The sequence below is a fragment of the Streptomyces sp. IBSNAI002 genome, from assembly GCF_052244475.1.
In the GTDB taxonomy this organism is placed as follows: domain Bacteria; phylum Actinomycetota; class Actinomycetes; order Streptomycetales; family Streptomycetaceae; genus Streptomyces.
Genome location: NZ_JBQPXG010000002.1, coordinates 5519352 through 5541609, shown reverse-complemented (window position 1 = coordinate 5541609; position 22258 = coordinate 5519352). Strand labels below are relative to the sequence as shown.

The following is a 22258-nucleotide window of genomic DNA, read 5'->3' as shown; positions in this document are numbered from 1 at the left end:
CGATCCGTCGGTGGGTCAGCTGACCTTGATCTGGTCGTAGACCGGCACGCTGAACTGGTTGAGCGCCACGTCGGTGATCCGCTCGGAGTGCCCGGCGCTGCCGTTCTGGTACCAGAGCGGGATGGACGGCATCTGGTCGGCGAGGATCTTCTCGGCTTCCTGGAAGATGGCGGTCGCCTTGGCGGCGTCGCTCTCCTGGTTGGCCTGGTCGACGAGCTTGTCGAACTCGGGGTCGTTGAACTTGCCGTAGTTGGCGGAGGCCCCGGTGTAGTAGAGCGGCTGCAGGAAGTTCTGGATCAGCGGGTAGTCGGCCTGCCAGCCGGAGCGGAAGGGGCCGGTCAGCTTGAAGTTCGTCTGCTGGTTGCGGAAGTCGGCGAAGGTGCCGATGGGGTTGACGGTGCAGACGGGGCCCTCGCCGAGTGCGTTGTTGATGCTGTTGCAGACGGCGTCCATCCAGTCGCGGTGCGATCCGGTGTCCACGTTGGAGGTGAGCGTGACCTTGCCGTCGGGCAGTCCGCCGCCCTCCTTGATGAGCTTCTTGGCCTCGGTGGGGTCGAAGGTGCAGGCGTCGCCGCAGATGGTGGACTTGAAACCGCCCTTGTCTCCGAGGGCCGGGGAGGTCCAGTCCTTGGCGGGGGTGCGGGTGTCCCGGAAGATCTGCTTGGTGATCTCGTCGCGGTTGATCGCCATGGAGATGCCGCGGCGGACCTTCTCCCTGCCCTCCTTGCTCCACTCGGGTTCGTACAGCGGGAAGGTGAGGGTCTGGATGATCAGGGCGGGCTGGTTGATGTAGCGGTCGCCGAGGTCGTTCGCGACGTTCTTCAGCTGCTGCGCCGGGACGTCGTCGACCAGGTCGAGGTTGCCGGAGATCAGGTCGGTGTAGGCGGTGTTGTTGTCCGTGTAGACCTTGAGGTCGACGCCGCCGTTCTGCGCCTTGTCCGTGCCGGGGTAGCCGTCCCACTTGCGCAGCTTCATACCGGTGCCCTTGGTGTACGAGTCCACCGTGTACGGGCCGTTGCCGACCGGCTTGGCGAGCCAGCCGGCGTGGTCGGTGAAGAAGGCCTTGGGCAGCGGGGAGAAGGCCTGGTAGCCGAGGGTCTCGGGCCAGGTGGAGAACTTCTGCTTGAGGGCGACGGTGAAGGTCTTGGGGTCCTTGACGACGAGGCCCTTCATCGTCTTCGTCTTGGGGTCGCCGGAGGCCGGGTGCAGGTCCTCGTAACCGACGATGTCCGAGAAGAACGGCGAGTTGTTCTGCTTGTTGCGCACGTCCGCCGCGTAGTTCCAGGCGTCCACGAAGGACTCGGCGGTGACGGGCTCGTCGTTGCTGAACTTCCAGCCGTCCTTCAGCGTGATCGTGAAGTTCTGGCTGTCGGTGGTCTCGATCTTCTCGGCGAGGAAGTCCAGCGCCTCGCCGGTCTTCGGGTCGTAGCGCTTCAGACCCCGGAACAGCATGTCCAGTACCTTGCCGCCCTGCACCTCGTTGGTGTTGGCGGGCTCCAGCGGGTTCTGCGGGTCACCCCAGGAGGAGCTGACGATCCCCGCGCCGTCGCCACCGCCTCCGCCGCCGTCGCTTCCGCCGCCGCAGGCCGTCGCCGCGAGGGCGACGGCCATTGCACATGCGGCCCACTTGGCGTGGGTGGCTCCGCGCATGGAGTGCCTCCTAGGGATCCCAAGACTCGCTTAGGGGCCAATGTCACCCTATGTGGAGTCCCATACACCCTTGGTTCGACCGATTGCACCCGCGCGTCCCCCGGCTGTCACCCCTGCGAGTGCAAAGGCAGCTCCCAGGTGTCGACGGCGTAGTGCAGGCCCATGCCGTGCGCCTCGTAGAGCGCGAGTGCGCCGGTTTCGTTGTGGATGTCCACGCCGAGGCCCACGGTGTCCCGGCCGCGCGCCGCGTAGGCCGCGAAGCAGTGGCGGAGCAGGTGGCCGCCGATGCCGCGGCCCCGCAGGTCCTTCCGTACGCCGATGTGGCTCAGCCAGCCCATGCTCGTACGGTCGTCCCGGGTGAGCAGTACGGCGACGTCGCCCTCCCCGGGCAGGGAGGCGATCCAGACCAGGGACCAGTCGAGCCGGCGGGCGTCCAGGTGGTCCAGCCAGGCCTCGTACGCGCGGTCCACATGGCCGAAGTGGTTCGCGAAGGTCTCCTCGACCAGGGCGTGGGCGCGCCGTCGGTCGGCCTCGTCGGCAGCGCAGTCGCGCAGGGTGAGCCCGGCGGGCGGGACGGGGAGGGGGTCGGTGGCCGGGTTCACGGCCCGGGTCATGACCTGGTAGCGGCGTACGGTGCGGTAGCCGCGGCCGGTGAGCAGGGAGAGGTCGAGGGTGGGCGCGATGTTGAGCTGGAGCCGCAGTCTGCCCGGTCCGGCTCCGGCGGCCATGTCGCGGGCCCGGGCCTCCATGAGCTCGAGCAGCCGGAGGGCGGCCTCGGGGTGGGCGGGCAGGACGTAGTGGTCCCCGTCGACGCGGCCGGGCCCGGAGTCGGCCCAGACCAGGGCGTAGGCGACGAGCCGGCCGTCCTGGAAAGCGAGCCAGGAGTCGCGGGCCAGGTCGACGTCGGGGTGGTGCAGGTCGGCCTCGACGGTGCCGAGGTCGGTCTCCGGGCGGCCGATCTCGATCATGTCGACGGCGTTGAGCAGGGCGCAGATGTCGGACGCGTCCCCGGGCCCGGCGGGCCGGACGGTCAGCATGGCGGTCATCACCCCACTGTCGGCCCGCCCGGGCGGCGGCCGCAACCCGCTTTCTCCGCAGGGGAATCCCGCCGCGCCACCGGAGCCCGGGCGGCGCGGCGGGGCGCGCCGAAACGGCCGGCCCCCGGCGCCGGTGAGGGGCGCCGGGGGCCGGCCGTTCGTTCGCGCGGGTGCGTGCGGGTCAGACGGCCAGGATGGCCTTCTCCTCCGCGAAGTGGCACGCCGACTCGTGCGCGGCGAAGCCGCCCTGGGCCTTGAAGCGCTCCGGGATCGCCAGCAGCGGCTCCTCGGTGGCGCACTTGTCCTGGACCTTCCAGCAGCGGGTGCGGAAGCGGCAGCCCGACGGCGGGTTGGCCGGGGACGGGACGTCGCCGGTGAGGATGATGCGCTCGCGGTTCTCGCGGACCTCGGGGTCCGGCACCGGGACCGCCGACAGCAGCGCCTGGGTGTAGGGGTGCGTCGGGTGGTCGTAGATCTGCGTGTCGGTGCCGATCTCGGCCATCTTGCCGAGGTACATGACGCCGACGCGGTCCGAGATGTGCCGGACGATCGACAGGTCGTGCGCGATGAAGACGTAGGACAGGTTGAACTCGTCCTGGAGCTTCTCCATCAGGTTGATGACCTGCGCCTGCACCGACACGTCGAGCGCGGAGACCGGCTCGTCGCAGATGATGATCTCCGGGTTGAGCGCGAGGCCGCGGGCGATGCCGATGCGCTGGCGCTGGCCGCCGGAGAACTGGTGCGGGTAGCGGTTGATGTACTCGGGGTTGAGGCCCACGACGTCCAGGAGCTCCTGGACCTTGCGGCGCCGGTCGCCCTTGGGAGCCACCTCGGGGTGGATCTCGTACGGCTCGCCGATGATGTCGCCGACCGTCATGCGCGGGTTCAGCGAGGTGTACGGGTCCTGGAACACCATCTGGATGTTGCGGCGCACGGCCTTGAGGGCCCGGCCCGACAGCTTCGTGATGTCCTGGCCCTTGTAGAAGACCTCACCGGAGGTGGCGGTCTCCAGGCTCATCAGGAGCTTGGCGACGGTGGACTTGCCGCAGCCGGACTCGCCCACGATGCCGAGGGTCTCGCCCTGGTACAGGTCGAAGGAGATCCCGTCGACCGCCTTGACCGCGCCGACCTGCTTCTTGAACAGGATGCCCTGGGTCAGCGGGAAGTGCTTGACCAGGTTGCGGACCTGGAGGATCGGCTCGCGCTCGGTGGCGTTCTTGGTGAGCTCAGCCATGGATCTGCTCCTTCCAGAAGTGGCACGCGCTGGTGCGGCCGGACAGCGCGGTGCCGTCCTGCGCGGTCACCTGGTGCAGGACCGGCACGTCGGTGCGGCAGATGTCCTGCGCCTTGGGGCAGCGCGGGTTGAAGGCGCAGCCCGAGGGGATGTTGAGCAGGTTGGGCGGCAGGCCCTTGATCGCGTAGAGCTCCTGGCCCTTCTGGTCCAGGCGCGGGATCGAGTCCAGCAGGCCGCGGGTGTACGGGTGCGCCGGGTTCTTGTAGATCTCGTGCACCGGGGCGTTCTCGACGATCCGGCCGCCGTACATGACGGCGATCTTGTCCGCGACGTCGGCGACGACGCCGAGGTCGTGGGTGATCAGGATGAGGCCCATGTTCATCTCGCGCTGGAGCTCCGCGAGCAGGTCCATCACCTGGGCCTGGACCGTCACGTCGAGAGCCGTGGTCGGCTCGTCGGCGATGATCAGGTCGGGCTCCAGGGCCATCGCCATGGCGATCATGATGCGCTGGCGCATACCGCCGGAGAACTGGTGCGGGTAGTCGCCCACGCGCGCCTTGGCGGCGGGGATCTTCACCCGGTCCATGAGCTCGACGGCCTTGGCCGTGGCGTCCTTCTTGGACAGCCCGCGGTGGACGCGGAACATCTCGCCGAGCTGGGCGCCGACGGTGTGCACCGGGTTGAGCGAGGACAGCGCGTCCTGGAAGATCATCGCGATCTTCTGGCCGCGGACCTTGCGGAACTCCTCGGCCGGGAGCTTCAGCAGGTCGGTGCCCTGGAACAGGATCTCGCCGGACGGGATCTTGCCGGGGGGCATGTCGAGGATGCCCATGATGGCCTGCGCCGTCACGGACTTGCCCGAGCCGGACTCGCCGAGGACGGCGAGGGTCTCGCCGGCGTTCACGGAGTACGAAACGCCGTTGACCGCCTTGGCGACGCCGTCGCGGGTGTGGAACTCGACGTGCAGGTCGCGCACTTCGAGGAGCGGGGTGCCCTCCGGCGCCGAGCGGGGCGCGGGGACGTTCGAGGTCTTGTCGATGATGGTCAACGTACGCCCTTCCTCAGCGCAGCTTCGGGTCGAGGGCGTCGCGCACCGCGTCGCCGACCATGATGAACGCGAGCACCGTGATGCTCAGCGCGCCGGCCGGGAAGAGGAGCACGTGCGGGGCCTGGAGCCAGCGGACGGAGGCGTCGCTGACCATGAGGCCCCAGGAGATCTCCGGGGGCTGCACACCGATGCCGAGGTACGACAGGGCCGCCTCGGCGGAGATGTACACACCCAGGCTGATCGCACCGACCACGATGACGGGGGCGATGGCGTTCGGCAGGATGTGCCGGATGGTGATGCGCCAGGCGCCGGCACCGAGGGCGCGGGCGGCCATCACGTAGTCGTTGTTCTTGTTCTGCAGCACCGAGGACCGCATGATGCGGAAGATCTGCGGCCAGCCGAGGGTGGCGAGGACGATGGAGACCGTCCAGGCGTTGCCGGGCAGGGCGGACATGATCAGCATGCCGCCGAGGAGCAGCGGGAGCGCGAAGAAGATCTCGGCGAAGCGGGACAGGAAGCTGTCGACGATGCCGCCGAGCCAGCCGGCCAGCAGGCCGAGGCCGCCGCCGACGACGATCACCAGCGTGGTGGTGACGACGCCGACGATCACCGAGTTGCGGGCGGCCCAGACGGTACGCGTGTAGACGTCGCAGCCCTGGATGTCGAAGCCGAACCAGTGGTCGCCGCTCGGGGTCTTGAGCGAGTTCTGCAGGGTGCAGGCGCCGGCGTCGAACGGGCTGCCCTGGGTGAACCACTGCGGCACGGCCGACACGACCAGCATGGCCAGCACGAGCACGGTGCCGATCAGGAAGATCGGGTTGCGGCGCAGGTCGCGCATCGCGTCGGACCAGAGGCTGGCCTCGCGGTCCTTCTTCTTGCCCTTGCCCTTGTTGACCGGGGCGCTCGTGGCGGGGGCTCCGGTGGTCTGGGTGTCGGTCAACTCATCCCCCACCGTAGTTGTGTCACGCATAGCGGATCCTCGGGTCGAGCACGGCGTACAGCAGGTCCACCAGCAGGTTGGCGATGAGGTAGATGAGGACCAGGAGCGTCACACCGCCGACGACGACGGCGCCCTGCTTGAGGTACACGGACTGGGCGAGCAGACCGCCGAGGCCGTGGATGTTGAAGATGCGCTCGGTGATGACCGCGCCGCCCATGAGGCCACCGAGGTCGGCGCCGAGGAAGGTGACGATCGGGATGAGCGCGTTGCGCAGCGCGTGGCGCACGACGACGCGGCGGCGGGGCAGGCCCTTCGCGGTCGCGGTGCGGACGTAGTCCGCGCGCATGGTCTCCATGAGGCTGGTGCGGGTCAGGCGGGCCACGTACGCGAGCGAGGTCGACGCGAGGACGAATGCCGGGAGGAGGTAGGCACGGATCCCGTCGGCCTCGTTGAAGGAGACCGGGAAGAAGTCGATGCCCCAGGCGTCCTTGAGCTCCACGCCGAGCGTCAGCTGCAGCACGAAGCCGGTGACGAAGACGGGGATGGAGATGACCATCAGCGTGGACAGCAGCACGAGCTGGTCCAGGAACTTCCCGCGGCGCAGCGCGGCCATGACACCGGCGAGGACACCGACGACGGCCTCCATGGCGAAGGCGATCAGGCCGAGGTTCACCGTGTACGGGAACGCTTCGCTGATGAGGTCGATCACCTTGCGTCCGGTGAGGGTTTCACCGAGGTCGCCCTGGAAGACGCCGCTGAGGTAGTTCCAGTACTGCATGAGGAACGGGTCGTCGAGGTGGTACTTCTCGCGCAGCATCGCGGCGACGAGCGGGTCGGCCTTCTTGTCACCGGCGAGGAGCTGAATCGGGTCGGCTCCGGGCATGTGGAAGGTCAACGTGTAGATCAGGAAAGTGGCACCGAGCAGTACAGGGATCGCCTGTATGAGTCGGCGGATGAGGTAGCGGCCCATCAGACCTCCAGCAGAAGAGCAGGGGGAAGGGGCAGACGGGCGGAAACCTGATTCCGCCTGTCCGCCCCCGATGTCCCCTTGGTGTGAAGAAGGGTGTTAGTTGAGCTCGACCTTGGCCAGGTCCATGCGGCCCTGGGCGTCGATCTCAACGTTCTTCACGGACTTGGAGTAGGCCGAGGAAGACATGTAGGTGAAGACCGGGATGTACGGCAGGTCCTTGATGATCACGTCATCGGCCTGCTGGTACAGCTTGATGGCCTCCGCCTCGTTGGCGGTCTTGTCGGCCTGGTCCATCAGCGTCTCGAACTCTTCGTTGACGTAGGCGCCGTAGTTGGAGCCGTGGTCGATCGCGATCTTCGAGAAGATCGGACGGAGGTAGTTCTCGGCCGCGGGGTAGTCCATGGACCACGCCATGCGGAAGGCGCCCTTGTACTTCTGGTCGCCCAGCTCGGTCAGCATGTCGCCGAACTTGGTGAACGGCTTGGCGGTGACCTCGATGCCGAGGTTCGCCTTCAGCTGGTTGGCGACGGCCTCGATCCACTCCTTGTGGCCGCCGTCGGCGTTGTAGCCGAGCTCCAGCTTGTTGCCGGGGATGCCACCGGCCTGGGTGTAGAGCTCCTTGGCCTTGGTCGGGTTGTACGTGCCCGCCTCGCCGAGGGCGCCCTTGCGGTAGCCGGGGATGATCGGGCTGATGAAGTCGTCGGCCGGCTTGCGGGTGCCGTTGAAGATGGTCTTCGTGATGGCTTCCCGGTCGATCGCCATGGAGATCGCCTTGCGGATCTCGACCTTGCCGAACGCCTCGGCGTTCGTCTTCAGCGGGAGACCGATGTAGCCGACGCCCGACTCCGGCTTGTACAGGTAACGGTCGCCGAACTCCTGGGAGACGGTGGCCATCGCCGAGATCGGGAGCTTGTCGACGATCTGGAGGGTGTCGGCGCGCAGGTCGTTGTACGCCGTGTCCAGGTTGTCGTAGATCTTGAAGGTGACGCCCTCGAGCTTCGCCTTCTCGCCACCGAACTTGTCGTAGCGCTTGATCTTGATCTGCTTGTTGTGCTCCCAGGTGCCGTCCATCTGGAAGGCGCCGTTGCCGATCGGGGCCTCGCCGAACTTCTTCGGGTCGGCTTCGAAGGCCTTGGGCAGCGGGTAGAAGGCGTTGTAGCCCAGCATGGTCTTGAACTGGGAGAACGGAGCCTTCAGCGTGACGGTGAAGGTCTTCTCGTCGACGACCTTCAGGCCCTTGAGCTCGGTGGCCGTGGGCTTCTTGTCCTTGCCCGGCGCCAGCTCCTCGGAGCCCTCGATCTTGTCGAAGAACGGCAGGCCCTCGGCGGCGTTGTCCTGGTTGGCGCCCCAGTTCCAGGCGCGGACGAACGACTGCGCGTCGACCTTCTCACCGTTGTGGAAGGTGTAGCCGTCCTTCAGCTTGATCGTCCAGACCTTCGAGTCCGTGGTCTCGATGGACTCGGCGACCGCGAGCTTCGGCTCGTTGGTCTTGTTGTCGTACTCGACCAGACCGGTGAAGAGCGCGTTGAGGACCTCGGCGCCTTCGGACTCGGCGGTGTTCTGGCCCACGAGACCGTGCTGCGGCTCGCCGAGCACCACGGTGATGTTGCCACCGGCCTTGCTGCCGGCCTCGTCCTTGCTGGTGCTGCAAGCCGTGGCAGCCATCGCCACGATGACGGCACCCGCGACCCACTTGGCGCTCGTTGCTCCGCGCATGGGTAATTGCCTCCTCAGGAGTCACTGTCGATACGTGAAGGGCCCGGCACCCGCTGACACCCCTGACAGCGAATTCCGGCCCCATCGTGTGTGCTCGTGAGTCGGCGCTCCCCACAGCGCGTGACCCATTGACCCGAGCTCAATGGAGCCATCCTCAGGGACGCCCAGACCGTAAACCACACTTAAGTGGTCTCGTTTTCACAACATCACCGCATGTCCAAAACCCGAAATCCGGACAAACGGATAGGAGACAGACACGTGCGAAACGGACTGTTAGCTCACCTTCCGGAGTGTCACGGTCGGTATGCGGACACGTGAACCCAAAAATCCGCTTGACAAACGGGAACGGCGCACCGTTCCGTCAACGGGCCATCAGACCGCGCACCTCACCGGCCCGGCCGGCCCCCAGAGCCTCGTACAGACCGAGGGCATCCGTCCAGGACCGGAAGGCCCCTTTCTCATCGCCCGCACCGCGCCGGGCCCGTCCCAGCAGCAGCAGGGCATCGGCCCGGTGGGCCCGGTGGCCGGGCTCGGCCAGCAGCGCGGACGCCTGCCGGGCCCGCTCCGCGGCGGTCTCGAACTCAGCCCCGTCCAGGGACAGCTCGGCCAGCAGGAGCAGCGCCCTGGCCTCGAAGAGCCCGTAGCCGCTGCGGCTCGCCGGTTCCCGTGCCGCCTCCGCGAACCGTGCCGCGTCCGCCGGCCGCCCCAGCCTCAGGCTGCTGTCGGCCAGTCCCAGCAGGGCCCGGAGCTCGGGAGTCCGGGCGTTGCAGCGCCTGGCCAGGCCGCGGGCCGTCTCGAAGTGGCTGAGTGCGACGCCGTGGTTGCCGACGCTTTGCGAGAGCAGGGCCCGCCCGACGTACAAATAGGACTCGGCGCGCGCTTCACCGGTCGCGATCTCGAAGCCCTGGTCGAGATGGTCCAGGGCGCCGGACCGGTCGCCTGACTGGATCATGGTCAGGGCCAGCCAGAAGAAGGTGTAGGCGAGGTCGACCTCGTTCCCGAGCCGCCGCTGCGTCCCGGCCGCCCGGTCCAGGACCGCGCGGGCCCGCTGCGGCTGCCCGCTCTCGTACAGGACCGCCCCGAGGTTGCGCTCGGCGAGCGTGGCCGCCGTCGGGAACCCCAGCTCGTCGTAGAGGACCAGCGCCTCCTCGAGCCGTGCCTCGGCCTCCGCCAGCCGGCCCATCTCGTGCAGGATCGCCCCCACGTTGCCCGTCGCGATGGCCTCGCCGGTACGGAAACCCGCGGCGCGGCCGAGCTCCACGCAGCGCTCGCTGTGGCGCAGGGCTTCGTTCAGGTCGCCCACGTACCAGGTGGCGAGGCACAGGCTGTTGTGCGCGGCGCTCTGCCCCTGGGTCGAGCCGGTCGCGCGGTACAGCTCCAGGGCCCGGTGGTCGTGGGACATGGACATGTCGTAGTCGCTCTGGTTCAGGTAGGCGCTGGACAGGCTGCGGTGCGCAGCCGCCTGTCCGGCCAGGTCCCCGTCCGCCTCCGCCGCGGCGAGGCCCGCGGCCCCGACGGCGAGCCAGTCCACCGCGTAGGCCCTGCGCATCATGTACGGGCGCAGGGCGTCGGCCAGCGTCCACGCGAGCTTGCGCGGGCCGTGCTCCGCGGCGCGCTGCACCAGGGCCACGGCGTTCGGCCGTTCCGCGTCCATCCATTCCAGCGCCGCGCCGGCGTCGGCGAAACCGAGGGACTCGCCCGCGGCCTCGACCGGCAGGCGCAGGGCCTCGGGCTGCAGCAGCCGGACGGCGTTGTCGGTGCTGCCCAGGTACCAGGAGTGCAGCCGGTCCAGGGCGGCCGCCTCTCCCCCCTGTTCCCGGACCCGCTCCACGGCGTAGGCGCGCAGCAGATCGTGGAAGGTGAACCGGCCGGGCGCGTGCTCCTCCAGCAGGTGGCTCCGTACGAGCTCCGCCAGCAGCCGTTCGGCGGCCCGGAGCTCCACACCGGCCAGGGCCGCGGCGCCCCGCAGCGGCAGGTCGCCGCCGGGGACCAGCCCGAAGAGGCGGAACATCCGGGCGGCGGCCGGCGAGAGCGTGGCGAAGGACATGCCGAGCACGGCGCGGACCGCGGTCCCCTCGTCCCCCGGCACCTGGAGCGCCCCCAGCCGGTCCCCGGTCAGCCGGGCGGCCTGGTCGGCGAGGGACCGGTCCGGGTGGACGGCCAGGTCGGCCGCGGTGATGGCGACGGCCAGCGGCAGGTAGGCGCAGGCGGCGGTGAGGACGGCGGCGGCCCCGGGCTCGGCGCCGACCCGGTGCGCTCCGATGATGTTGAGGAGCACCTCCTCGGCCTCGCCGGGTTCCAGCACCCGCAGCGGCAGCGGAGTGGCCCCCTCCCGCGCGACGAGCCCGGCCAGCGAGTCCCGGCTGGTCACCAGGACCAGGCATTCCGAGCTGCCCGGGAAGAGCGGGCGGACCTGGTCGGCGGAGTGCGCGTTGTCCAGGACGACGAGCATCCGCCGGCCCGCGCACAGGGAGCGGTAGAGGGCCGCGGCCCGGTCCGCCTCCACCGGGATGTGCTGCGCCGGCACGCCGAGGGCCTGGAGGAACCCGCTGAGCGCGTCGACGGGCCGCAGCGGCCGGCCCGCGTCGTGGCCGCGCAGGTTCACGTAGAGCTGCCCGTCCGGGAAGGACTCGCGCCGACGGTGTCCCCAGTGCACCGCGAGGGCCGTCTTGCCCGCGCCGCCCTGCCCGGTGATCAGCCCGGTCCGCACGACTCCGGAGGGCACGGTCCCGGTGGCGGGCAGCATCGCGTCGAGTCGCCGCAGCAGGTCCGCCCGCCCGGCGAACGCGGGGGTGGATCCGGGCAGTTGGGCGGGCGGCTGCTGCTGTCCCGGCGCCGCCGCCCCGGCCGGGCTCCGGTGGGCTCGTGCGGCCGCCTCGGTGCGCGGGGCGCGGGCCTCCATGAGGGCGGGGTCGCCGGCCAGGACGCGCCGGTGCAGTGCCAGCAGTTCGGGCCCGGGCTCCAGCCCCAGGTCGTGCACCAGCTGGGCGCGCGCCTGCTGGTAGGCGGTGAGCGCGTCGCCCCGGCGTCCCGAGCGGTACAGGGCGAGCATCAGCTGGCCGTGCAGCCGCTCGCGCAGCGGGTGGCCCACGATCGCGGACTGGACGTCGATGATGACGTCCGCGTGGCGGCCCAGCCGCAGATCCGCCTGCACCCGGTTCTCGAAGGCGACCATCCGGGACTCGTTCAGCCGGGGCGCCTCCACCTGGGTCAGCCGGTCCGCGCGGCTCCCCGCCAGGGCGTCCCCCCGCCACAGCGCGAGCGCGGCCCGCAGCCGGGCCGACGCCGCGGCGTCGTCCCCGCGCTCCGCGGCCTGGGCCGCACCCCGGGTCAGCCCTTCGAACTCCCGCAGGTCCAGCACCCCGTGGTCGAGCCGGAGCACGTAGCCCCCGGGCTCGGTGGCCAGCACCTCCCGGTCGGTACCGGAGCCGTGCAGTGCGTGCCGCAGTCTCTTGACGTAGTTCTGGAGCGTGGTGCGGGCCGTCGAGGGCGGCGCCCCGCCCCATATCCCGTCGATCAGCTCCTCGGCCGGAACCGGACGGTCGGCGTTCAGCAGGAGCAGGGCGAGCAGATCGCGCTCCTTCGGCGCCGTGACCGCCACGGGCTCGCCGGCCCGCCGGACGTCCAGCGGCCCCAGGATCCGATAGTGGAACAACCCGCACCCCTTCCACCTCGCCCGTTCGGGCGTAGGGGGGAGCCTACGGGAACGCCCCGCTCGAATCTCGCTAGTGATCCGCTAGTGCCGCCTTCGCATGCTGACGTCACGTTGACCGCGCTACACGGGAGTTGCACTCATGACCACGTCTGCGTCCGATCAGAACAGGCTGCGGGTCGCCCTTGTGGAACGCCACCCGCTGCTGCGGGCGGGCATCCGCGCCGCGCTCGACAGTGCGGGGGGAATCGACCTCGTCGCGGAGGCCGGGGAGGCCGGCCACGTCGTGCCCATGGTCCTGGGCGCCGCCCCCGACGTGGTCCTGCTCGACCTGGACCTGCCCGGGTCCGCCTCGCTGGAGGTGTGCCGAACTCTGGTCCGCGATGCCGGGGTGACGGGGATCCTGGGCATGACGGGCCGCGGCGACGACGCGGGGCTGCTGCGGTCGGCCCTCATGGCCGGGGTCCGCGGGTACGTGTCCAAGTCCGCGGGGGCGCACGAGATGGTCGGGGCGGTGCACATGGTCGGCAACGGGTTCATCGTCGCCGGCGGCGGCGCGGCCCGCCTGGTCACCGGCCTGCTGCGGGCACCGGGCCGGTCCGCGGAGCTCGACGCGCCGCTGACCGTGCTGACGCGGCGCGAGCGGGAGATCCTGGACCTCGTGGCCCGCGGCTACGACAACCGCCGGATCGCCCGCGCCCTGACCCTGGCCGAGAAGACGGTGCGCAACCACGTCTCGGCCGTCTTCGCGAAGATCGGCGTCAACTGCCGTGCGCAGGCGGTGGTGTACGGGCGGGAGGCCGGCATGGGGCTGACGGGCCGACTCTGACCGGCTGAGGCCGACGGGCGTTCCGGGGGGACTGCGGGCCCCGGGGGCGTCAGTGGTATCCGGCCGCCTGGAGGTCGAACAGGGAGGCGTACAGGCCTTCGGCGGCCATGAGTTCCTCGTGCGAGCCCTCCTCCAGGACCCGGCCGCCGTCGAGCACCACGATGCGGTCGGCGGTGCGGACGGCGGAGAAGCGGTGCGCGACCAGCAGTGAGGTCGCCCGGTCGCGGACCCCGCGCAGCACGTCGAACACCTCCGCCTCCGCGGCGGCGTCGACGGCGGCCGTCGGCTCGTCGAGGATCAGGATCGGAGCCCTGCGGACCACCGCCCGGGCCAGGGCCACCTTCTGCCACTGGCCGCCCGAGAGCTGGTGGCCGCCGGGGAACCAGCGGCCGAGCTGGGCGTCGAGTCCGCGCGGGAGCCCGGCCAGGATGCCGTGGGCCCCGGCGGTCGTGGCCGCTTCCCACAGCAGGCGGTCGTCGCCGAGGGCGGACACCTTGCCGAAGCCGATGTTCTCCCGGACCGGCGCCTCGTACTGCTGGTAGTCCTGGAAGATCACCCCGATGCTGTCCCTGAGCCCGCTCCGCGCGTAGTCGGTGAGCGGCCGGCCGTCGAGGAGGATGCGGCCGCCGGTCGGCTCGTAGAACCGGGTGAGGAGCTTGAGCAGGGTGGACTTGCCCGCGCCGTTGCGGCCCACGAGCGCCACGCAGGATCCCGCGGGAACGGTGAAGGACACCCCGTCCAGGACCGGCCGCTCGTCCCCCGGATACCGGAACGAGACGTTCTGGAACTCGATTCCGCTGCGCAGCGCGGTCGGTACGGGCAGTCCGTCCGGCTCGGCCGGCTCCTCCTCCATGTCGAGGAAGTCGAACAAGTGGCCGAGGAAGAGGCAGTTCTCGTAGAGCTGCACCCCGCTCGTGAACAGGCCCCGCACCGATGCCTGGATCAGCGTCACGCCCGCGATGTATCCGGCGAGGACGCCCACTTGGCCGCCGGACAGCGCCGAGCGCACGGCCAGCAGGATCGCCACGGCCGTGGTACCCGCGCTGAGCAGGCCGGACAGCGCGCCGGCCACGGCCCGGCGGCGCTCGATGCGCCGGTCGGTCTCGTAGAACTCCTCGACCAGCGTCCTCGACCGGCCGAGCAGCAGGGGCACCAGGCCGAACAGCCTGGTCTCCTTGTAGGTCTGGTCGTTGGTGAGCAGGTGCTCCAGGTACGTGAGCCGCCGGCGGCCCTCCGCCCTGGCGTGCTCCACCGCGTGGGTACGGCGGCTGAAGTACAGGTTGACCAGCGCGGCGGGCACCGGGGCGAGGCAGACGGCCAGGGCCACCGGCACGCTCGTGCCCAGCAGCACGGCACCGACCGACAGGAAGGACACCGTCGCGGAACCGGCCGCGATCAGGTGCGTGAGCACCTGGAAGGGCCGGAACACGGACTCGCGGGTGGCGCGTTGCAGCCGGTCGTAGGTGTCCGGGTCCTCGAACTGGCACAGCGACAGCCGGGCCGACTTCTCCATCACCGTGAGCCCGACCGCCTCCGGCAGGCGGCTGCGCAGCAGGGCCTGCCGGTGGTCCTGGAGGACCGCGAGGAAATGGCCCACGACGGCCGCGCCCGCCAGGCACCCGCCCGCCGTCAGGGCCGGCCCGGTGCCGGTCCCGCGGCCCACCGCGTCCACCACGGCCTGGACCATCCGCGCCGTGAAGTACACCTGGACGGCCGGAAGGAGCGCCGACAGCAGGGAGAGCACGGACACCGACAGCACCTGGCGGGGGCTGATGCGCCACAGCAGCCGCACCGCCCGCGCCCCGAGCCGGATCACCGCCGGCCGCCCGCCGCGCGGCGGCCCTGGACGGCGCGCAGCGCGAGCGCCCGCAGGTGCCCGCACCGGCGCTCGCCCTCCCGGTCGAGGCCCAGCAGCCGGATGGCCTGCATATGGGCGAGGGCGGCGAGGATCCCGTGCTCGGTGCCGGTCAGCCGGCCGTCGGCGGCCAGACCGCGGACGAGCCGCCCGGCGTCCGCCACCGCGTCCGCCTGGAGGGCGACCGCCGCTCCCAGTGCGCCGGCCCACTCGCGGGCGAGCGGGTCGGGGCGCTCGTCCCAGGGGGCGATCAGGTCGCACAGCGTGGAGCGCACGGCGCGGAAGCGCTCCCGGGTGGACGGCGGGATCTCCGTGCCCGCGAGCCCGTGGTCCGCGGCGGGCACGCTCCCCCACTGCCGGTGGAGGGCGTCCAGTGCGTACGCGCCGACGATGTCGGCGTCCGGGCCGGGGCGGCCGCGGAGCAGGTCCAGCAGCGCCGTCGCCATGTCGCTGCCCGCTTCGAAGACGGCCTCGGCGGCGTCCATCGCGAGGGGGCCGCCGTAGCGTTCGGTCTCGCGGTCGTACGAGACGACCGCCAGGTCGGCGGCGAGTCCCGCGTCGACCAGGCCCTTCGCCCAGGCGACGAGCCGGACCAGCGGGGCCGACGGGTCGGTCCCGGGCGCCCTGCGCACGCGCACCCGCAGGTGGGGGTGGGGGTCGCCGTAGCGGATGAAGAACCACCGGTCGATCAGGCCCTCTTCGCGCAGCTCCCGGACGAGCCGGGGCAGGCTGCCGGTGAGGACGTCCCCGTGCCGGCCGGCCGCCGCGTAGAGCTTCACGTGGGCCCAGTCGCCGCCCGCCGTCTGGCGCTTGGCGCGGGCGGGGTCGGCGGCCAGGTCGCGGGCGTCCGCGAGCGCGGCCGGGTCGACTGCCGGGACCGGCCTGCGCACCGCCGTGCCGCGCGCCAGCAGCGGTACGACGATCTCGTTCGCGTACGAGCGGCCGTCCGCGTCGCGCAGCCAGGACGGCCGCGCGGGATCGGCCACGGACTCCTCGAACACCAGGGCGTCGCCGGGGGCGTGGGAGGTGCGCAGCGCGCGCTGGACCTCGTCCACGCACAGCGGGCTGTCCAGGTCGAGGAGGATCCGGTGGTCGAACAGGCTCAGGTGCACCCAGCGGGGCACGTCCCAGTCCTGCCGCCACTCCCGGAACGCGGCGGTGAACGCGGCGCGGTCCACGGCCGCGGCGTCGGCGCAGCCGTCGGGGAAGCCGGGGACACCGGAGCCGAACAGCCAGCGGGCGGGCTTGAGCACGGTGCGTCCCCGGGTCACGCGCGGCAGGAACGGCGCCCGGTCCAGGGCGCCCCAGGAGAACTCGGCGAGGGGCGCCCAGCCGTCCTCCGAGGCCTCCAGCAGGAACCGGCACACGTTGGGCGCGCTGCCCCAGTTGACGAGGTGGCTCTGGGTCACGTGCAGCTGCCTGCCGAGGCGGGCGGACCGCAGGTAGAAGCGCTCCTGAGTAGCTCCCACCAGGACGTCGGAGAGGTCGATGGGCTGTACGTCGCCCCCGGTCGGCGAGGCGTTGACGCAGATCTCGTGGCGGCGGACCGGCGGGTGGATGGCCACGTTTGCGCGCCGCCCGTCCAGCTGGGCGTAGTTGAGCTCGGCGAAGACAGCGCCCTCGCCCTCGTCGTCACCATCGCCGTCGCCGAGGCGTTCCTCCGCCGTGGCGTACTCCTGGAGCAGCTTGCGGAAGTTCTCGCCGAGCAGATCGAAGAAGCGCCCGCCGAACCGGCCGCCGTCCCGCATGGGCCCCGTACCGAGTACGAACTTCCAGTCGCCGGCGTCCAGCCGTTCGCGCGATTCCGCCACGACCTGCCCCATGACGTCCAGCGACGGGCGGGCGTCCGGGCCCGCGCCGCCCTCGTCCCGCGGCTGCCACGCCCCGAGGAAGGCGTCCGTGATCTCCACTTCCCGCTTCCCCCGGTGGAGCGCTCCCGCGACGAGCGCGGCCAGCGCCTCCTCCTGCTCCCGCCGCTCCCGCCTCGGGGCCGGGGCCAGCGGCAGCGCGCGGGGCGGGAACCGGTACGTCTCGGGCGCGTCGAGGCCGGTCTCGGGGTCCAGCAGCTCCAGGACGGGGACCTCCGCCCCCACTCCGTACCGCTCGAGGAACTCCCCGTGGTACACCGCGAGATGGTGCGGCCGCGCCGACTGGCCCAGCCGCAGCAGCGCGTCGGCGGCGTCCGCGGCCTCGGCCGCGACCCCGGAGTGCAGGGTGGTACCGGTCAGGTCCAGCCGGGCGTCCGCGTGGAAGGGGCTCTCCCGGTGGCCGGGCACCACCACCCGCTGGTGCTCGTACAGCTCCGCCAGCAGCCGGCCGGCCTCCTCGGGCGCGGCCGCGTCCGCCGCCGCGGCGAGCCGCCTGGTGCGGCCCAGGGCGCGGCGGTAGCGGCCGGAGCCGGCGAGGCCCTCGATGCGGTCCAGGACCGCCTGCTCGGGGCAGGGGTGGGTCAGGGCCGGCCGCAGGTCGCTCGTCAGCATGCCCAGGTCCCACAGCTGGTCCACCAGCGCCGTGATCTTCTCCGGCGGGGCCGCCGGGAACTCCCCGGCCAGCGCGGCGACCAGCTCCGACCAGCGCGGCCGTGCGGCGGCCCGGGACAGGGCGGCGTCGACGGGCCGGGTGGCCCGGACGCTGCTCGACTGCTGGTCCGCCGTGACCGCAGCCGTGGCCACGGCCAGCGTGATCCGGTCGCCGGTCCGCCGGAGCAGCGGGTTCACCGCGACGGTCAGCTCTCCGCGCAGCTCCCGGTCGGCCTCCATCTCGCCGATCAGCCCCATGAGCCACCCCATGTCCGCGCGGGTCCGGGTGGCCGCCGGCTGCTCACCGGCCCGTGCCAGGGTGGTGGATTCTCCGAACTCCCCCGCCTCCACCTGCGCGAACAGCCCGTACGGGGTGGACCTGGAGCTCATTCTGGACAGGTAGCGCAGCAGCGAGGAGTGCATCCGGTCCGCGGCCCGGCCCCCGCCCCCGGGTGCGGTCTTCTCGAGTTCCTCCGCGAGGCTGTGGCTGGCCACGCGTACGGCCTGCCGCACCAGGGGCCGCTCCCCCAGCGTCCAGAGGCGGTCGCGGGCACCCCGGCCCCGTCCGTCGAGCGCCTCGACGTACGGGTCCACCGGCAGCGCCGGCGAGCGGACCAGGAAGAATCCGGCAGGGGTGTACAGGCTCATGGAGTCTCTCTCTTCCGCGGGTGGGTCAGGCGATGAGCAGGGCGCGTTGCCACCGCCGTGGGGGGACGGGCGTGGACACGGTCCACAGCACGGCGGCGACTCCGGCCGCTCCGCACAGGAAGTCCGGGTTGTCGATGTGCAGGTCGGGCTGTTCGAGGTTCTGCACGCCGAAGGGCAGGTCCTCGGAGCAGTGCGCGAGCAGCCGCCGCGTCAGGACGGGCAGCGCGGCCCCGGCCCGGGCGCTGTCCGTCGTGCGGGCGAAGACCTCGCAGATCGCCAGCAGGCCCGCCAGGCCGTGGCAGATCGTGGGCGACAGCGTGTGCACGTGGTCTTCGGACCGTCGCAGCGCCGCTTCGAACGCGGCGACGGCGCGGGCCCGCAGCCCGTCGTCCGCCAGGGCCCGGGCCGCGAGGAGCAGGGCGGCGGCGATGCCGGGGGCGCCGTAGCACCAGGCCGTCCTGGCGGGGTGCCGCGGCCGGGTGCGCCGGCCTTCGGGGTCCATCGCGATGCCGCTCGGCCAGTCGGCGCCGAAGCCGTCCTCGACGGCGGAGGCCGACAGCAGGGCGACGGCGTTGTCGATCGCCTCGCGCATGCCGGGGCGGCGGTAGCCGGCCGTCCAGGCCAGGGACAGTGCGGCGAGCGGGCCGGGGACGCCGTGGGCGAGGCCCAGGTTGATGTACCCGTACGGGTACTCCTCCAGGTCCCTGGGCAGCGGATAGTCCTCGGGCGGGATGACCCAGCGGGCCTCCGTCTGCTCCGGGGCCGGGGTGCAGAGCCGGACCAGTTCGTCCACGAGCCCGTGGACGGCCTCCCGCAGCGCGGCGTCCGGTCCGGGCACGGACAGCAGGTACCCGAGCGTGCCCGCCGCTCCCTGGAGCGCGTCGTAGGCGGCGATGCTCGTGTGGCAGCCGGTGGCGGGCGCGTCCCCGGCACCCAGCCGCTCGGCGAGGCGGGTGTGCAGGCCGTCGAGGGGGCGCTGGTAGCGCCGGTCGCCCGCGGCGAACTCCGCCAGTACGAGGGCCAGACCGGCCGACCCGGCGACGATGCCGTGGCCGGCCAGGGGCCGCTCGTGCGTGCTCCGCACCGCCCGGGTCAGTGCCCCGTGCGCGGCCCGGCGCCAGTGGTCGGCGGATCGCGGGTCGGCCTCCGAGGCCAGCCGCAGGACCAGCGCGAGCCCGGCGTCACCGGCGAGCAGCGAGCTCTCCGGCCGCCGGCCCGGGGTGTTGGGGTCCACCGTCGACGCGGCCACGTGCTCTTCGACGTACCCGGGATCGACGAGGCGCGAGGTGATCAGGTGCGCCGTGCGGCGGGCCTGCTCGGCGAGGGCGCCGCCGATCACCGTCCGGCCCCCCGCGCGTAGCCGAAGCTGTCGAGGAGGTGGCCGAACGTGGACTCGAACCGCTCCACGTGGGCCGGGGTGAAGGTCTCCCGCCAGCGTCCGGTGCGGCCCTTGTTGAGGGTGAAGGACCGCGGGTTGAAGAGGTGGTCGGCCACGGCCCCGGGATCGACGTCGTGCTCCAGCCAGTCCGCGACGCGTTGGACGGCGGTCAGCTGCGCCGCGCGGCTCCCGCCGCCCTGCGGGCCGACGAGCTCCTCGAAGGAGACGTGGCAGACGTTCGGGTGGTGCAGAAAGCTGATGGCGGACTCGAAGTCGGACAGCAGCGGCATCTGCGGGTCGGACAGCGCGTAGTCCAGCTTCTTCCCGTAGTCGCCGATCGACTCCAGGACCGGGCCGAAGATGGCCGACTCCGGGTACCGCATGAACTTGAGTCCGTTGTTCCGGGAGAAGAAGTCCACGAGCGAGACGAGGACGTCCCTGGGGTCCCGGTAGTTCAGGATCACCTTGGGCGAACCGGTGTTGACCCACTCCGCCAGGAACGAGCCGTCCATCCGCCAGACGTCCACCGAGTGGAAGATCCAGCTCACGCCGGCCGGTGTGGAGGAGAAGGGGGCGGTCCAGACCTCGGGGCGCATCTTCGGGCCGAAGCGCGCCTCGGGGGCGATCGCCTCGACGTGGGCCAGGGGTGCGACGGCCAGGCGGGTCTGCCACGCCCAGGCCAGCTGGAGCCAGGCTTCGTCCGTCGTGCGGATGAAGGCGTCCCGGTCCCTCTGGTGGTCGAGTGACGCGAATTCGGCGGGGTCGAGGAACCGCTCCGCCATGTCGAGCCGCTCGCGGATGCTGAAGGCCGGGCGGCCCGCGTCCGGCGGTACCGGCTCTCCGTAGATCCTGTAGCCGAGGTGCACGAGCAGTTCCTGCACCAGGTGGGTTCCGCTCTTGCGCGGAGATATGACGAAGACCCGCTCGCTTGACACTTCGGGCTGCCCTTTCACATGAGTGCGGCGGCCCGCCCGGAAAGGGCGGGCCGCCTCCGGTGGGTCTCAGCAGATGCAGCTGATGATGGTGGGCTTGTCACAACCGCAGTACGAGCCGCACGTGCCCTTGCAGGAGTACCAGTTGCTGAATCCGCCCTCGATGGACGCGATGTCCGAGCTCACCGCGATGCGCACATCGAGGTCGAACTCGTCGAGGTCGAATTCCTGGACGGCCGGCGCTGCCTGAGTAACTGCCATGATCTTTTCCCCTTTGGTGATGCGAACCGGATGGAACAAGAGGATCATCTCCGGATATCCGTCCCGGATTCCTGATGCAGATGTCCCGGATATGTCCCGACTGTTTCTTTCACCGCAGGAGGCCGGCCGCCGTCAATTCGGAAATGCAGGCGTCGACCTGGGTGCGCGCGGCCTCGGAATCCACCCCGGCCCGCCGGGCGTACTCGCCCCGCACGGATCCCACGTCGCGCCCGTCGCACAGCGAATAGATCAGCCATGAGCGCGCGTTGAGCCAGTGCATCGCGGCGGTGTCCGTGTTGACCAGCAGCAGCTCCCCGCGTTCGGGCAGCGGCCGGGCCAGCGCGCTCGCGCTGCGGCCCGCCACCGCGCCCTCGGGCAGCGCGGGCTGCGGTACCGGGGCCACGCCGGCCACCCCCGCGGGCGGCGTGACCCCGGAGTCTTGGTGCACCAGGTGCAGTGCTTCGAGCAGCCAGTGCATGAACCGCCGGCCGTCGGGCGTCAGGCGGTCCTCCGGGAGGCCGAGCACGTACCCGGCCAGGTAGCGGGCGCGCTCCAGGCTCGACCCGTGGGTGCCGTTCCTGGCGGCCTCCGTGTCCGGGCTCACCTCGTCGACGACCTCACCGGCCGGCGGTTCGCCGAACTCCGTCCGGAGCGTGTCGTCCGCGTGCCGGGCGGCTTCCTGGAACACCAGCATGTGGACGTAGAAGTGGAGCGCCACGAGCACCCGTACGAGCCGCCACGGCGTCTGCCGCCACGGGATCGGCACGGACAGGTCCGCGTCCCGCAGGAGCGCGCCCGAGCGCAGCGCGTCGAAGAGCTTGAGGTGGACGCCCTCGTGCAGCAGGGTCTCCGCGGCCGTCCACGGGTCGGCGAGCTGCTCCGGGGCCATCAGGACGGCCGACGGGAGGGGGTCGCCGCCCGAGAGCGACTGGAGCGGGCCGTCGGCCGACTCCCCGCGGGTGAAGCCCACGACGGAGACGTGCCGCAGCACGCTGGGCCCGACCTGCGGAAGGAGCCGCGTGAGCAGGTCGGCGCCGCGGGTCAGCCGCCGGCACATCTCCGGGGTCGGTATGACGGGGTCGGCGGTCGGCCCGCCCTCGATGCTGCCGTCGTAGAGCCGGCGCAGCCGGGCCGACAGCTCGCCCGGCACCCGGTCGGCCGGGCTCATCTCGGTCCACAGCCAGGCGGGCCCGTGCTCCGGCCACGGCCTGACGTGCGGGGTGGCCATCCGTTCGCACGGCCCCTGGCCGTCCGGGTCCAGGGACAGGCGGGAGGCCAGGTCGCCCAGGCCGAGGGCGCCGGTGTGGCCGTTCTCCAGCTTGACGATGTCGTCCTCGAAGGCGTTGCGCAGGACGGGGTCGCCGAGCAGGGGGAGCAGCTGCTCGCGGCTGAGCAGGGAGAGCCGGCGCAGCACCTCCTGGTGGCGGGTGTCCTTGTGCGCCAGCAGCCGCAGGCCCAGGACGAAGCGGGCCATGTTGCGTTCTGCGATGGCGCCGGAGTCACCGAACCGGCCGTCGGCCACCAGCAGTCCGTCCGCGCGGCCGACTTTCTCTCGGGAGGAATGACGTGAGGCTACGAGCGACATCGAG

At 71.6% G+C, this 22258-nt stretch carries 15 protein-coding genes; 1 reads left to right on the top strand and 14 read right to left on the bottom strand.

Going from position 1 to position 22258, the window contains the following annotated elements:
- Window positions 1-15 precede the first annotated feature (15 nt).
- The 8 genes from ACTVZO_RS26860 to ACTVZO_RS26825 all read right to left on the bottom strand — a co-directional run bounded on the left by ACTVZO_RS26860 (window position 16) and on the right by ACTVZO_RS26825 (window position 12250).
- Window positions 16-1650, bottom strand: a complete 1635-nt coding sequence (locus ACTVZO_RS26860) for a peptide ABC transporter substrate-binding protein (protein WP_443300804.1) — start codon at window positions 1648-1650, stop codon at window positions 16-18.
- Between the two features lie 107 nt (window positions 1651-1757).
- Window positions 1758-2696, bottom strand: coding sequence for a GNAT family N-acetyltransferase (locus ACTVZO_RS26855; protein WP_443300803.1), 939 nt, complete (start codon window positions 2694-2696; stop codon window positions 1758-1760).
- A gap of 172 nt (window positions 2697-2868) precedes the next feature.
- Window positions 2869-3921 (bottom strand): ABC transporter ATP-binding protein, encoded by a 1053-nt coding sequence (locus ACTVZO_RS26850; RefSeq protein WP_443300802.1) that lies wholly within the window; start codon window positions 3919-3921, stop codon window positions 2869-2871.
- Complete coding sequence (locus tag ACTVZO_RS26845; RefSeq protein WP_443300801.1) at window positions 3914-4969, bottom strand: ABC transporter ATP-binding protein; 1056 nt, start codon at window positions 4967-4969, stop codon at window positions 3914-3916. Before ACTVZO_RS26845 ends, ACTVZO_RS26850 begins: the two co-directional genes overlap by 8 nt.
- A 13-nt stretch (window positions 4970-4982) precedes the next feature.
- Complete coding sequence (locus ACTVZO_RS26840; protein ID WP_443300800.1) at window positions 4983-5939, bottom strand: ABC transporter permease; 957 nt, start codon at window positions 5937-5939, stop codon at window positions 4983-4985.
- Window positions 5932-6879: an ABC transporter permease gene (locus tag ACTVZO_RS26835; RefSeq protein WP_443300799.1), complete on the bottom strand. Its 948-nt coding sequence runs from the start codon at window positions 6877-6879 to the stop codon at window positions 5932-5934. Before ACTVZO_RS26835 ends, ACTVZO_RS26840 begins: the two co-directional genes overlap by 8 nt.
- A 96-nt stretch (window positions 6880-6975) precedes the next feature.
- Entirely contained in the window at window positions 6976-8595 is a 1620-nt protein-coding gene (locus tag ACTVZO_RS26830; protein ID WP_443300798.1) for a peptide ABC transporter substrate-binding protein, read from the bottom strand.
- A 361-nt stretch (window positions 8596-8956) separates the two neighbouring features.
- The gene (locus ACTVZO_RS26825; protein ID WP_443300797.1) at window positions 8957-12250 is read right to left on the bottom strand and encodes an AfsR/SARP family transcriptional regulator; all 3294 of its coding nucleotides are present in this window, start codon (window positions 12248-12250) and stop codon (window positions 8957-8959) included.
- 139 nt (window positions 12251-12389) lie between these two features.
- On the opposite strand from ACTVZO_RS26825, the gene ACTVZO_RS26820 reads away from it, so the two are divergent.
- On the top strand, window positions 12390-13076 hold the full coding sequence (locus ACTVZO_RS26820) for a LuxR C-terminal-related transcriptional regulator (RefSeq protein ID WP_443300796.1): 687 nt from the start codon (window positions 12390-12392) through the stop codon (window positions 13074-13076).
- Window positions 13077-13125: 49 nt separating this feature from the next.
- On the opposite strand, the gene ACTVZO_RS26815 is transcribed toward ACTVZO_RS26820, so the two are convergent.
- The 6 genes from ACTVZO_RS26815 to ACTVZO_RS26790 all read right to left on the bottom strand — a co-directional run bounded on the left by ACTVZO_RS26815 (window position 13126) and on the right by ACTVZO_RS26790 (window position 22254).
- Window positions 13126-14892: an ABC transporter ATP-binding protein gene (locus ACTVZO_RS26815; RefSeq protein WP_443300795.1), complete on the bottom strand. Its 1767-nt coding sequence runs from the start codon at window positions 14890-14892 to the stop codon at window positions 13126-13128.
- Entirely contained in the window at window positions 14889-18098 is a 3210-nt protein-coding gene (locus ACTVZO_RS26810) for a lantibiotic dehydratase (RefSeq protein WP_443300794.1), read from the bottom strand. The genes ACTVZO_RS26815 and ACTVZO_RS26810 overlap by 4 nt, the downstream gene beginning before the upstream one ends.
- Before the next feature lie 25 nt (window positions 18099-18123).
- Entirely contained in the window at window positions 18124-19437 is a 1314-nt protein-coding gene (locus ACTVZO_RS26805) for a lanthionine synthetase C family protein (RefSeq protein WP_443300793.1), read from the bottom strand.
- Window positions 19434-20411: a hypothetical protein gene (locus ACTVZO_RS26800; protein WP_443300792.1), complete on the bottom strand. Its 978-nt coding sequence runs from the start codon at window positions 20409-20411 to the stop codon at window positions 19434-19436. The genes ACTVZO_RS26805 and ACTVZO_RS26800 overlap by 4 nt, the downstream gene beginning before the upstream one ends.
- Before the next feature lie 66 nt (window positions 20412-20477).
- Entirely contained in the window at window positions 20478-20669 is a 192-nt protein-coding gene (locus ACTVZO_RS26795) for an FDLD family class I lanthipeptide (RefSeq protein ID WP_443300791.1), read from the bottom strand.
- A gap of 109 nt (window positions 20670-20778) precedes the next feature.
- Complete coding sequence (locus ACTVZO_RS26790) at window positions 20779-22254, bottom strand: PqqD family protein (RefSeq protein ID WP_443300790.1); 1476 nt, start codon at window positions 22252-22254, stop codon at window positions 20779-20781.
- Between the last annotated feature and the right edge of the window lie 4 nt (window positions 22255-22258).

Bases quoted from the DNA above. Each gene is read 5' to 3' on its own strand.
- ACTVZO_RS26860 (WP_443300804.1), bottom strand. From the start codon at position 1,650: ATGCGCGGAGCCACCCACGCCAAGTGGGCCGCATGTGCAATGGCCGTC.
- ACTVZO_RS26855 (WP_443300803.1), bottom strand. From the start codon at position 2,696: ATGACCGCCATGCTGACCGTCCGGCCCGCCGGGCCCGGGGACGCGTCC.
- ACTVZO_RS26850 (WP_443300802.1), bottom strand. From the start codon at position 3,921: ATGGCTGAGCTCACCAAGAACGCCACCGAGCGCGAGCCGATCCTCCAG.
- ACTVZO_RS26840 (WP_443300800.1), bottom strand. From the start codon at position 5,939: ATGCGTGACACAACTACGGTGGGGGATGAGTTGACCGACACCCAGACC.
- ACTVZO_RS26835 (WP_443300799.1), bottom strand. From the start codon at position 6,879: ATGGGCCGCTACCTCATCCGCCGACTCATACAGGCGATCCCTGTACTG.
- ACTVZO_RS26830 (WP_443300798.1), bottom strand. From the start codon at position 8,595: ATGCGCGGAGCAACGAGCGCCAAGTGGGTCGCGGGTGCCGTCATCGTG.
- ACTVZO_RS26820 (WP_443300796.1), top strand. From the start codon at position 12,390: ATGACCACGTCTGCGTCCGATCAGAACAGGCTGCGGGTCGCCCTTGTG.
- ACTVZO_RS26810 (WP_443300794.1), bottom strand. From the start codon at position 18,098: ATGAGCCTGTACACCCCTGCCGGATTCTTCCTGGTCCGCTCGCCGGCG.
- ACTVZO_RS26795 (WP_443300791.1), bottom strand. From the start codon at position 20,669: ATGGCAGTTACTCAGGCAGCGCCGGCCGTCCAGGAATTCGACCTCGAC.
- ACTVZO_RS26790 (WP_443300790.1), bottom strand. From the start codon at position 22,254: ATGTCGCTCGTAGCCTCACGTCATTCCTCCCGAGAGAAAGTCGGCCGC.